Here is a 12032-nt window from a genome sequence, read left to right as displayed (position 1 = left end):
GATAAAAACATTCCAGCACACTAAAACTCCAATTCAACCTTTTTTGCTTTTCGTAACCATTCGATTGATTATCATCGTCTAAGTAGTAAGAATTGGGGACGACATTGGTTTCGACTGTTGTTGGCTTGGATTCAGTGGCACGTAGGGGTGAGGGACCTCTTAAAAACCTTCAAAACAATAACTGCAAATAACGAATTTGCTCTAGCAGCTTAATTTTAAGCTCTACGGTTTCCATGGCTGTTTCCTTAGGTGGCCAAGAAACCGACACCTCTCTAAGGACCTTTCGGATCTGTCGCCCGCTTCGGGCCGAATTGAACTCTAAGTAGGATAGGAATGAGTCCCCCGTTTGTAGGGTAAGTCTTTCCGAAATTCATTTGCAAACTAAACGTGTAGAAGCTGCATTTGAGGACGATAGGACCCGGGTTCGACTCCCGGCGTCTCCAAAATCTATTTTAAGCATCACAATCCCATTTTCATATAACAAATGATTTACGACGGGAGTCGAACGACCGCGAGAATCAGAAACAGTAGCGACCCATAGGGAGCGTGAAGCTGTTTCTGTCGAAGGCAGGATGCCTGAGACCTCGAGCGGGACGGGCTGGAACGTGTTCGACCTGGATGGGAGAACCGTGGAAGCCGACTCCCGGCGTCTCCACAGTTTCGGCATTCGCTTCTCGCGCTCAACTGGCCCTCCGTGGCCAGAGCTCTCGCCCGCACCCATCCCTGGGTGCTTTTCGAAGCAAACACCTCCACTAAGGTAACCACGCTAAAGTTTATAAATGTTTGATTGGTTTTTTTTAAGATTTTCGTATAACAAATGATTTACGACGGGTGGCGAAGGCGGGATGCCTGAGACCTCGAGCGGGACGGGCTGGTAACAAATTGGAAATTCATTTTTTTACTTGGTCTTTACCGTTAGATACATAAAGAATAGGGTTAATCATATTGAAAACATCTTATCGATTCAAATTCATTTCTAAGAGTTCTATCGTAGCTTTGATTTGCCTAATCTCTCTTCATTGTAAACCTGAATACGAAGAAATTGAAACAGTGTATGAAGACCAAAACAATCAAAAAATAACAGCTGTGTATCACAATCCTTTCGATGACAAAGGTATCTTCTCTGTTACTCTAAAATTCAAACATGGGAATTCTGTTACTTTAAATCAAGGTATGGCCGCATCAGGAGTTCGTTACACCGATGACAAAACATTGGTTTGGTGGACAAAAAGTGGAGAAGCATTACTGATGGAGCCTGATGGCAAAGGCGACTGGGAGATAACCAATAGATACAAAGAAATGACCAATGATCAAAATCAATGATAGATTTTGTTCTTCAATGATTCATCCACAGAAAGGATTCAATTTTAATCTTTGGCCAAACGCCGAACCATGTATGATAATAAAGCATATAGATTCCAACAGTAATCCCACATAAGATAAGAAATACGGCCGTTTTACGAAAGACCAAAAAATTTCCAATATCCACGGTCATTTTCAAAACAATCTTTGTTAACCTATCTATGATTGAGAACAAAAAGAAAAAAAGTAATAGAACGACACCCATACCTATCAAAGTCGCAATGGATTTTTGATACGTACTCGCCAAACTCAATACATGTCCGTTGATCAATGTGACAACCAAATCAACAGCAAGGATACAAAGAAGGCGAAAATAAAATCCTAAAAACCAATGAAAGAAAGATTGTTTTGATGAAGCGGACATGGAGTAAAATTTAGAAATCCAAATGAAACTTGCAACTGTGATTTTAAAAAAACAAGGATCGAATTAGAACTTTTTTATCCATTTACTTTCAATTTGATTTAAGATTGATTCGATTTCTGTTTGCAATACCGTCTAAACTACAGTTTGTTAGCTGAATCTTTATATTAAAGGAATTTAAACTATGCCAGAACAAAACTTGGAAAAGAAAATCAAACCAGTTTCGATGATTCTCGGAATCTCTATATTTTTATTTGGAGTTTTGAAATTTGTAGACCCTTTTAAGGGATGGTATTCGGCTCAAATCACATTCAGTGGTTTGCCAACGCCAGCCTATTGGTTTGGGATTGTTTCCGAAATCTTAGTTGGATTGGCATTTTTGATTCCCTTCCTTCTGAAAGGAAATCCAATCATTGGTCCACACAAACGCACCATACTAAGTCTAGCTTCCGTCAGTATCATCATGATTATGTTAGTCGCTACCTACGTACATTTGCAACCAGCCGTACCAAGTGATGTCCTTCCACTTAAGATTAAACCACCTCTGATACCAGGAGCATTTGCATTTCTTGGTATTTATAATTTATATCATTTACAGAAAAATAAAGGCTGAATCATTTCTCATCTTTGCAATGCGCATACGTTTTATGAATGTAGGATTGAAGAGGAAGTCTATTTCCCAAACATTCTCGAACGATATTTGAATTTGAAAGGACTTATAACCTTCACTAAGACCCAGGCGAAAGGTTGGATTTGTTTGGTAGGTGAAGTGAGTTTAGAGGGAGGAATGATAGAGACAAAACTAGAATAAATTCTATTCTAGTTTTGCCTTTTGAGTCGATTGAACGAATTTTAGTCGGTTTTCTTTTTTAACAACATATCTGTTTTTCCAAGTTGCGACCCTTGTTTTTGAAATTGTTTTTTACTTTTGGCAGTATCGATCTGTTTTGTTGAAAAATCCAAAAACTCTTTTTCCTTTAGGGTAGTAGAAAAAACTGCTTTTGTCTTTGATTCATTTACTGTTGCATTTTTTTCAGCATACACACGAATCGCAGACTTCCTAAGGTTTTTCGATCCATTTGCATCTCCAAATACTTTAATCAGTAAAGTATCGGCTTCATTCGATTGTAGGGCTTTCAATGCTTCGATGGCATTCCCTTTGACATATGTTCTAACAGTATTGGATGCGATCACATTTTCTAAATAAGGGACTGGATTTGGATCAATACTTTCCAATCCGTTTTTCCAATCCACATCATTCGTATGACGTATTTGCGTCAAAAAGGAAGTGATTTTTTCCAGTTTTATTGGATCCAAACTTTCGGAGTAGATTCCAATCGATGTTACAATTAATAGAAATATAAATATTCGTTTCATAGTTTAATACGCTAACGGGTTTCTCCTCAATACCCATCCTTGTTCCCCAGTCAATTGACTTTGATTTGTGACTCCATCACCAGCCCAAAACATAAGGTTTAAAGCTCCAGAATTTGTAAATCCAGTGCCTAAACATTCTGAAATATCAACGACACCATTCCCATTCACATTATGAGCGGCCATACACTTTGGAGTTTCAATTAAAGGATCTTCAACATAGTTGATTGCCGAGGCATTTGTTGCTCCAGTTCGTTCATTCACATGGAATAAACCAAGAAAGTGACCAGCTTCATGTGCAATCGTGTTTCCAATAAACGTTAAATCAGCATTTGAGAGCACTGTTCCTACTGCACCGCTACTTCTATGTGATTCTGTAAACACAACCATTCCACTTGCTTTGGTTCCCACAAATCCAGGAAGTCCTGGAATTCCACCAGCAATCCCTAAAAGCCCAGCAATACCATCAGCCTCAGAAGCAAAGTAAATGTTCAAAGCATTTGGATCTTGTAAGTCACCAGTAGATGTGTACAAACGAATCAAACCTCCTGGGAGATTTTTATTTTCAGATGCAACATCAGTGATGGAAGAAAATTCTGTGTTCGTGGAAATCGTTACCTTAAAATTCAAGTCGATCCCAACGGTCGATTGTGCATATACTTCCTTAAATCGATCCAAGGCTGGTTGGATGGCATCCAAAGTTTGTGTTACGTAGGAATTCGGTAAAAAGATAATGTTTACGTTTAATTTCTTGCGAGTGGTCCACACTTTGTTCAACCCATTGGTAGAACTGGACCCACCACTGGTAAAAAAGTTCCTATCCTCGGACGCTGGCACATTACACGAAATTGCTTCTTTATAGGTAAAATTTGCATTCACAGGACCATTCAAATCCAAACCGATTCTTTGGTTCAAAAATGCAGGATTCGGTGTGATGAAAGATCCGGAAGCCAAGTAAAAAAATGAGTTGGAGCCATAAGAGTGCATGGAAGTCGCATGTTGGCCAGCGAGAATGCCTTCTCGATTATTGAAAGTATTCGAATAACTCGCATTTCCATAAAAGAAATAGAGAGTCGGTCGAAAATCTGCGCCGGTAAATCCATGATCCTGTTCAAAATAAACAATCGCATTTGGATTGTTAGGTCCCGCTGTATAGGACAACATATCCGACCAATATAAAGTTTTTCCATCATCATAAAAATCGGGTGTACTTCCGACAACAGGCACCGTTAATTCCCGTTTTTGAATGCACGGCTGACTGCCGCTATTCGCACTGGACCCGACTGCCAAACCCAATAACAGAAGGCTAGTATCTAACCCACCACCACCACCTTTGCCTGGACATCCGATGGTTAAAAATGTAATTGCTATTGTAGCGAGAATCGCTATCTTACGTTTCATATTTTCTATTTCCTCAACTGGTGTTTTTATTGCAGGAACATGTTAAAAAATGCAAAATTTTGCATGCTTATAAACACCTAATGCGAACCATACGAAACGATAACTTTTCTTCAATCTTTTTGATGCGAATTTGTACTTATTTTTTCCATTTTCAATGGAAATTAGAATCATTTTTTAATCTTTTTGTGTCACGTGCAGGAGAGGCACCAAAAAACCGAGTGTATTCGCGGTTGAATTGTGAGGTACTTTCATAACCAACATCTAACGCTGCATCGGTGACGGAATAACCACTATAAGTTAGAAGTTTGCGTGCTTCGAGAAGTCTTAGCTGTTTTTGGAATTGGATGGGACTAAGTCCGGTAATGGATTTGAATTGTCGATGAAACGTAGTGATTCCCATACAAGCTTTGTTTGCAAGATCCTCTATTTCAAAAGAATGAGTAAAGTGTTGTCTCACCCACTGGATCGATTGGTGAATGCTCGAACCTTTTTGGTGGGATTGAAACAATTGCCGAAGACGCCATCCTTCTGGGCCAATCAATACATGGTATAAAATTTCCCTTTCATAAGCTGGTGCTAATGCGGCAATGTGTTCTGGCGTTTTCATCAACCGTAACATTCGTAACCAAACCTCCAAAAATTCTGGAGTAGCCGGACAGGCAGAAAACTCATCCGTATCATTTTTAAAAGCAACTGTGTTTGGTGTATCTTTTAACAAATCGAGTAACACTTTTTGATCCAATTGGAGTGCTACAGATAAATAGGGACGACCATTCTTTGCCTGTCTTACAGAACCAGTGGCTGGCATTTCTGTTGGGATCACAAAATAAGATGGACCTTCCATAGGAACCATTTGTCTGCCAATTGAAATCGTTTTGCCACCTTGGACAACAAGACCAACTAAAGGTTCATAAACAGCAGCAAGTTGGTGTTCCGGAACTTCACCTTGGATCATTAACACACGTGGGATTCCCGTTAATGTAGGTTTGGTGGTCGCACTACAACATAATTCAGCGATCTCATTCACCAACTTTTGCATATTCCCAGGATAACATAAATAATACTTTTAAGCACTTTAAAAAAAGAATAAATGCATTTTTTATAACGATTTTATTATCAAAAAAATACAATGTGGTAGTTTTAGGCAATTATTAAGTAAGATCGGATCTTGTGCTAAACAGGTAAATCTGTTAAATTTTTTTTTAACGTCACTTAAACGGTAAGAACCGACTTTTGTAAAAAAACTAACATTCGTTTGGATTCAAAAGACGATTCATCTGCCACTCAAGTGTCCAAGGAGAATTTTATGAAAGTAGCTATCATCACAGGTGGAAGCAATGGTATTGGGAAAGCAACGGCTCTGGAGTTAGGCAAACGAGGGATCGGTGTGATCCTCACTTACAATACTTACAAAGACCGGGCAGAAAAAGTTGTGAATGAAATCGAAAAGAATAAAGGGGTTCGTGCAGTCGCTCTGAAGTTGGATCTCACAAAAAAAGAAACGTTTGAACCTTTTGTCTCTGAAGTCAAAAACAAACTCGCTACAATTTGGAATCGATCAAGCTTTGATTACTTAGTGAATAACGGTGGAATTGGTGGTCCAATGCTTTTCACTGAATTAACGGAAGAGTATTTTGAACAAATTTTAAATACCAACTACAAAGGCCCAATCTTCTTATCACAAAAATTGGTAACTCTGATGGAAGATAATGGTGCCATCGTCAACACTTCCAGTTCCTCCAGTTCCAAAGCCTTTGTGGGTTATTCCATTTATGGATCCCTCAAAGCAGCGCTGTCTTCATGGACACGTTATCTTGCCAATGAGCTAGCACCTCGTAAAATTCGAGTGAATGCTGTTTCCCCTGGCCCAACTCATAGTAATTTTGGAGATGGAGCGTTTGATAAATACCCAGAATTCATCAAACCTTTGGTCGACCAAACTGCTTTTGGTCGTATTGGTTTACCAGAAGATATTGGTAAGGTGATCGTAAATATACTCTCTGATGACTTTGGATGGATGACAGCCCAAGACATTGAAGTGTCAGGAGGACATTTGTTATAAGATTCGATAAAAAATATAACTGCCCTCTATTGTGATAGAGGGCAAATTTGTTAAGAAATATTTTCTTCAAACTCTCGGCGCGCCACTTCTGCTTCTTTTTCCCAACGAAGATTTCGATAGGCATCACCCCAACTTTGTTTGTCATACATCTTTCGAAACATCCATTCTCCAAAATAAAGAATTCCAAAGACAAAAGGAGAATACAACCTTTGTTGGCGTTGATGAACAAACTCGTGTATGGCGATTCCTTGCCAGTATTTTCTATTTTTGTAATCGATATAAGAACAACTTAAAAAACAAAAACAGAGAAAACTAGCTCCTTCTGTATATAAAATACGAAGTGTAACAAGTTTTCCCTTGGGAAGATACACTCGAATTTGGGGGATAAAACAAAGAATCCAAGTTAGACAAAATAGAATTAAAAAAAGAAATACAAAACTGATTTTACTGTTCCACACACAGGATGACGGAAGAAATATTGCAACCTCCACCACCAGTGGTAAACAAATTATTACTCGAAGAATGACCCGTGATTGCGACTGAATCATCTGACCATCGACTACAGTGCCCACTGGAACGAGTGGTCCAACCACTTGCAAAGAATCCAGTTAAGATATTATTAACAGTTGAAACTTCTGCATCACCTGGTTGGGTAGAAAAGATTCCCTCACCATTCGTAGTCACTATGGTAACTCCATCCACTGCCCTTTTATAAGTTGTATTTGGCTTTAAAATCCAATCCGTATGTTCTGATACGCCACCACTACAATTCGATGTCGTACAAGCAATCCGGTTCACATCATCCACAAGGAATGCTTTGAAAACGGCTCTTGCTGGCTCCGTAGGTTTTTTCGAATCACTCATACATTTGGCATCCGCTCCCACAATCCCCCCTCGGTTCCCATTATAGGCGATGCTTGTGGAAAAAAACCGACAAGTGGTACAAACTGGAATCGCCAATTGGCAAGCAGAGGTTTGCCCTGTGAGGCAAAGGATCGTTTCGCTTTCACGGAAAGAGTCGGATTTAAAATCACTTGGATTATTGAGTTCAGAAGGTGAGCATTGGAAACAAAGGAAAACGAATGCAAAGAACAGAAAACGCATTCATGAATGATAAACCCTTATGCATCCATAGCAACCAATAAATCAGCTGGTACTGAATCATTTTTAGTAAATTCAAAATTTGGAATGAAAACAAAGTTTGAATGTAACCAAAGAAGAAAGTGGACACTCGTCTGCAAATTTCAGATGATCACTGTTCATCATTTATGTAATGTTATGTGGACATTTAATGTTTGATGATCAATTCCTTAAGTCATTGGTTTCGATTCAAAAAGAGAATCGGATTTTGGCGTTCCCAATCCCATCCACTTTCAAAATTGGTTTCCAAAAGGGCCAGGCTACTTCGGGGTGCGCTCACGCTCCCGTCACCTTCCCTCTAACATGGGCAGGTGACCAAGCCCTCCGTATCCTTAACGCGGTTTAATTGGTATGTATACCAACTCTTCAGAACTTGGATCATCATTTCGATACCGTTCACCCATCACTTCAAAATGGGGACGATTGTCTAATTGGTATCCTGAGTTTGGTAACCAGTTCATAAATAGATTCTGGTAAAAAGCACCTGCTTCACTAGGCAATCCTTTGTAGAGAAATACACTATACAATCCACTTGGAATCTCCAATTGGTTGAAGCCATCGACATTGGTAACAGCTGACACTTCCACTCCCGCCCATTTTTGAAATTTGCATTTGGGATCAAATTGCTGAAAGTAATCCAACGGATAAACTGAAGCTGATATAAACTCCTGGGATGTCCGATTTTGTATGACTTGGATATTTGGTAAAAACGATTTCCATAAATCGGGAGTCTGATTTGCCACCAATGACATCTCCACCGATTTTCCTATGATCCATTTTTTTTCCAATGTGATGATGTTAAATTCCATAACCAAAGTTTCCAAGACTCGTATTTTGAATCAATCATGATCAGAAGTGACATGATCCAAAAGAAAGACTCAATATCGTGATACAAAATTCTTGACGAATCTAAAATAATACTTACTACTTCTGAAATGATCGCACAACCGCAAAAACCCTCAGCAGCATTCATTGGAGCTTCTTGGTTATCTCTTCTCATCGGAATGTTCACTTTCATCATTGGAATTTGGAATTCGGATATGATGTTAAACGAAAAAGGATTTTACATCACCATCTTAATGTATGGATTGTTTTCAGCCGTTTCCTTACAAAAAACAGTAAGGGACCAATTAGAAGGACTATTTGTCACAAACATCTACATCGGTCTTTGTTGGTTTTCAGTCGCCTTAACCTTGTTATTGTTATTCATAGGGTTATGGAATGCCACTTTAAACTTGAGTGAAAAAGGATTCTTTGGAATTTCATTTGTTTTAAGTTTATTTGCAGCGGTTGCTGTCCAAAAAAATGTCCGTGATTTACGAATGGCAGAAGGAGATATCAAACCAGAATTATCTCCTAAAAAACCAAACTAATCTTCAGAACGTCCATTCACTGGGAAAATCAAATACAGAGGAAAAACCATGAGAAAATTAATCATGTGGAATGTGATCACTTTGGATGGATACTTTGAAGGCCAAACAAACTGGGACTTAAGTTTTCATGGACTTGTCTGGGGTAAAGAACTGGAAGAGTTCAGTCTGAGACAACTTAAATCTGCCGACTATTTGGTATTTGGTGCTACAACTTACAAAGGTATGGCTGTTTATTGGACCAAAGCACCAGAGGATGAGGGGGAAGTCGCGAAGTACATGAATCAAATTCCAAAACTTGCCTGTTCTACCACTCTCAAAAACGCCGACTGGAACAATACCACCATTGTAAAAGATGCAGTCGGTGAAGTTTCTAAATTGAAACAGGAAGGGAATGGAGATTTGTATGTGTTTGGAAGTGGGATCCTTTCAGCTTCGTTCATGAAGGCAGGTTTATTTGATGAATACCGTCTCTGTATAGCTCCTGTTTTTTTGGGAAAAGGAAGGCGATTGTTTTTAGAAGGAATTCCAAACCAAGAGTTAACACTCATCGAATCAAAACCCCTTTCGACAGGTGGTGCACTCCTAACCTATCTACCTCAAGAAAAAAAGTAAATCCGAGTATCCCCTCCCTCGATAAAACCTGAATGTATTCCGCAGAAGATTTTGATCCCTACCATCTAACGATGGCAGGTGAATAAACCATTACAACCTTTAGGAGGTCTGGTTTACTATGGTTCAAATCCTAAACCTATTGTTGTCTTCCTTCAATGATTTGTAACAAAATCACACTCGCAATGCCCATCCTTCGATCAAGAGAATTGGAGGGATCAGAAGAAAAATCAATATTGAATTGAGGGACAAATGGATTGAATGTTTGTTGCAAAACGCCAACTTGATTTTTGTTGAATGTAATGAAGAATTTTTGAGGGATTAAATTGGTTAAAAACCGGCGAAGAATTGCTTTGAACATACTATCTTCATCGATGGAACCCACCACTTGATCTTTAACATCTAGGATTTCCCAAGAATCTTTGAGTATGGATTTAAAACCTTTTCTACGAAGGGAACCAAGTGTCTCATTCGTTGTCACATCCACCACATCATAGATGGCAGAAAAATCGATGACACTCCGTGCTTTGATTTTTAAGAGTTCTTTTGATTTGGATTCATCTGCATAAACGGTAATGTCTTCTTTTAACTTAAAGGCTTTTTGTTTCACAAAAAATAGAAGTTTATTTTTACTCTCATCAAAGATTCGAATTTCACCGCCAAAAATTTTTAAAAAACTTTTTTTAGCAAAATATTTGTTAAATGTGTACTGTTGCATTGGGCACGATTGTAACAAAACCCCACCAAACTCAAGTCAAAAAATATTTGAAAAAGATGGAATTGAGGCCAAAGGTTAAAAAAAAATACTTTACAAATTTAAACGAACGATCGTACTTTTATTTATGGGCAAAGGTGAGGACACAAAATCTCTGATTTTAGACAAAGCAGTCCAAATGGCAAGTGTCCAAGGTTTGGAAGGGCTTACCATTGGATCTCTTGCCGATGAATTAGGGATGTCTAAAAGTGGTCTCTTTGCAAAATTCGCATCCAAAGAAAACCTTCAAATCGAAGTCCTTCGGGTTGGAAGTGAACTCTTTCGAAGGAATGTTGTGTATCCGGCTCTCAAAACCAAACCGGGACTCGCTAGGCTCAAAATGGCATTCCAAATGTGGTTGTCTTGGGCAAACACAGAAAGTCTCCCTGGTGGTTGTTTGTTTTTGGCATCCAGTTCGGAGTTTGACGATCGTCCAGGAGTTGTCAGGGACCATTTGAAAAAAACCCAACTCTCCTGGCAAAATACATTAAAACAATTTGTCCAGGATGCGAAAGACTGTTTAGAGTTAGATGCCAATACAAATGTCGATAAAATGGTGCAAGAGATTTGGGGGCTTATTTTAGGTTTTCATTTTTACAATCGACTATTAGAAGATAAAAACTCTGAAAAAAGAACCAAACAAAGTTTTAACGAATTAATCAAACGGCATAAATACGATTTTTGAAATTAGGTTAGATGAGAATATGTTTATCAAACAAAGAGGGTTTTACTATGGAATCAAATAGCACGATCGTTCGTTCTTTTAACAGAACGTATCCAATCACGATGGAAGAAAAATGGGAATTTGCCAGAAAAAAACCAATGTTTTTTGGTTATGTGGCCGCTCAAGTTTTCTTATCCACCCAAAAGCAAAAACCTTCCAGAAAGGAAATGGATGTTTTGGCACTTGCAGAACAAAAAGAATTCCAAGAAAGGGAACACCGGATCCAATACTTTCATTGGAAGGGAGAAAAAGAAACGATCCTACTTGTACATGGATGGAATGGACATACTGGAAATTTTTCAAGGATCATCCCCGCTCTCATCGCGGAAGGTTATAATGTTTTTGGCATTGATTTACCGGGACATGGATTTTCCTCAGGAAGGTATTCCAATATTGTATTGTCTGCTAAGATGGTGAGGCGTCTCATCCAAGACATTGGAAATCCAAATTATATCATCACACATTCTTTTGGAGCGGCAGTATCAACCGTGGCACAGGAATTAGGTGTTGTTGCAGAGAAGTTGGTTTATATTGCCCCTCCCTTACGATTGGAAATTCTTAGAGAAAATTTCAGTGAGTATTACCAACTGAGTGAAGAAGAAAGTGAGTCGATGCGATTATTAATTGAAAGAAAAGTGAAAAAACCACTGAGTAGTTTGGATTTAGGAAAATCGGGACCAAAATTTCACAATTCCCTCCTTGTGATTCACGATGAAGATGATTTGGAAATTCCATTGGAAATGGGGATTGCAGTTTCGAACGCATGGAAACATTCTAAGCTAGTGCAAACAAAAGGCCTCGGCCACAAAATGATCTTGCGAACCGAGAGTGTCAAAGATGAGATCATTCAATTTCTGAAAGCAGGGGATTGA

The 12032-nt window shown here is 38.8% G+C and carries 15 protein-coding genes and 1 other RNA gene; 8 read left to right on the top strand and 8 right to left on the bottom strand.

The features are described 5' to 3' along the window. The first annotated feature begins 94 nt into the window (after positions 1–94). Positions 95–446, top strand: a transfer-messenger RNA (tmRNA) gene (ssrA, locus tag LEPBI_RS18790). A 499-nt stretch (positions 447–945) separates the two neighbouring features. Then, positions 946–1323 (top strand): MliC family protein, encoded by a 378-nt coding sequence (locus tag LEPBI_RS00665; protein ID WP_012387169.1) that lies wholly within the window; start codon positions 946–948, stop codon positions 1321–1323. A gap of 13 nt (positions 1324–1336) precedes the next feature. Here the strand turns inward: LEPBI_RS00665 and LEPBI_RS00660 are convergent, their stop codons facing one another. Then, positions 1337–1726 carry a hypothetical protein gene (locus tag LEPBI_RS00660; protein WP_012387168.1) on the bottom strand — a complete coding sequence of 130 codons (390 nt, stop codon included), beginning with the start codon at positions 1724–1726 and terminating at the stop codon, positions 1337–1339. 181 nt (positions 1727–1907) lie between these two features. On the opposite strand from LEPBI_RS00660, the gene LEPBI_RS00655 reads away from it, so the two are divergent. Next, on the top strand, positions 1908–2336 hold the full coding sequence (locus LEPBI_RS00655) for a hypothetical protein (protein ID WP_012387167.1): 429 nt from the start codon (positions 1908–1910) through the stop codon (positions 2334–2336). A 239-nt stretch (positions 2337–2575) separates the two neighbouring features. On the opposite strand, the gene LEPBI_RS00650 is transcribed toward LEPBI_RS00655, so the two are convergent. The 3 genes from LEPBI_RS00650 to LEPBI_RS00640 form a co-directional block, all read right to left on the bottom strand. Further along, complete coding sequence (locus tag LEPBI_RS00650; RefSeq protein ID WP_012387166.1) at positions 2576–3100, bottom strand: hypothetical protein; 525 nt, start codon at positions 3098–3100, stop codon at positions 2576–2578. A gap of 3 nt (positions 3101–3103) precedes the next feature. Further along, entirely contained in the window at positions 3104–4498 is a 1395-nt protein-coding gene (locus LEPBI_RS00645; RefSeq protein WP_012387165.1) for a zinc metalloprotease, read from the bottom strand. A 151-nt stretch (positions 4499–4649) separates the two neighbouring features. Next, complete coding sequence (locus tag LEPBI_RS00640; RefSeq protein ID WP_012387164.1) at positions 4650–5537, bottom strand: AraC family transcriptional regulator; 888 nt, start codon at positions 5535–5537, stop codon at positions 4650–4652. A 267-nt stretch (positions 5538–5804) separates the two neighbouring features. Here LEPBI_RS00640 and LEPBI_RS00635 point away from each other — a divergent pair, with 267 nt between their 5' ends. Further along, positions 5805–6560, top strand: a complete 756-nt coding sequence (locus LEPBI_RS00635; RefSeq protein WP_012387163.1) for an SDR family NAD(P)-dependent oxidoreductase — start codon at positions 5805–5807, stop codon at positions 6558–6560. Positions 6561–6610: 50 nt separating this feature from the next. Here LEPBI_RS00635 and LEPBI_RS00630 read toward each other — a convergent pair whose 3' ends face one another. The 3 genes from LEPBI_RS00630 to LEPBI_RS00615 all read right to left on the bottom strand — a co-directional run bounded on the left by LEPBI_RS00630 (position 6611) and on the right by LEPBI_RS00615 (position 8509). Beyond that, the gene (locus LEPBI_RS00630; protein ID WP_012387162.1) at positions 6611–6931 is read right to left on the bottom strand and encodes a hypothetical protein; all 321 of its coding nucleotides are present in this window, start codon (positions 6929–6931) and stop codon (positions 6611–6613) included. Between the two features lie 73 nt (positions 6932–7004). Then, positions 7005–7664, bottom strand: a complete 660-nt coding sequence (locus LEPBI_RS00625) for a DUF1554 domain-containing protein (protein WP_012387161.1) — start codon at positions 7662–7664, stop codon at positions 7005–7007. Positions 7665–8032: 368 nt separating this feature from the next. After that, complete coding sequence (locus LEPBI_RS00615; protein ID WP_012476066.1) at positions 8033–8509, bottom strand: GyrI-like domain-containing protein; 477 nt, start codon at positions 8507–8509, stop codon at positions 8033–8035. 126 nt (positions 8510–8635) lie between these two features. Here LEPBI_RS00615 and yiaA point away from each other — a divergent pair, with 126 nt between their 5' ends. Continuing rightward, complete coding sequence (yiaA, locus tag LEPBI_RS00610) at positions 8636–9073, top strand: inner membrane protein YiaA (RefSeq protein WP_012387158.1); 438 nt, start codon at positions 8636–8638, stop codon at positions 9071–9073. A gap of 48 nt (positions 9074–9121) precedes the next feature. Continuing rightward, entirely contained in the window at positions 9122–9685 is a 564-nt protein-coding gene (locus LEPBI_RS00605; RefSeq protein WP_012387157.1) for a dihydrofolate reductase family protein, read from the top strand. A gap of 136 nt (positions 9686–9821) precedes the next feature. Here LEPBI_RS00605 and LEPBI_RS00600 read toward each other — a convergent pair whose 3' ends face one another. Beyond that, positions 9822–10400 carry an LURP-one-related family protein gene (locus LEPBI_RS00600; protein WP_041769553.1) on the bottom strand — a complete coding sequence of 193 codons (579 nt, stop codon included), beginning with the start codon at positions 10398–10400 and terminating at the stop codon, positions 9822–9824. Positions 10401–10524: 124 nt separating this feature from the next. Between LEPBI_RS00600 and LEPBI_RS00595 the strand changes: the two genes are divergently transcribed. Next, positions 10525–11121 carry a TetR/AcrR family transcriptional regulator gene (locus tag LEPBI_RS00595; RefSeq protein WP_012387155.1) on the top strand — a complete coding sequence of 199 codons (597 nt, stop codon included), beginning with the start codon at positions 10525–10527 and terminating at the stop codon, positions 11119–11121. Between the two features lie 47 nt (positions 11122–11168). Next, entirely contained in the window at positions 11169–12032 is an 864-nt protein-coding gene (locus LEPBI_RS00590; protein WP_041769551.1) for an alpha/beta hydrolase, read from the top strand.

It is taken from the genome of Leptospira biflexa serovar Patoc strain 'Patoc 1 (Paris)', assembly GCF_000017685.1.
Lineage (GTDB): Bacteria > Spirochaetota > Leptospiria > Leptospirales > Leptospiraceae > Leptospira_A > Leptospira_A biflexa.
This window is presented reverse-complemented; position numbering and strand designations above follow the sequence as displayed.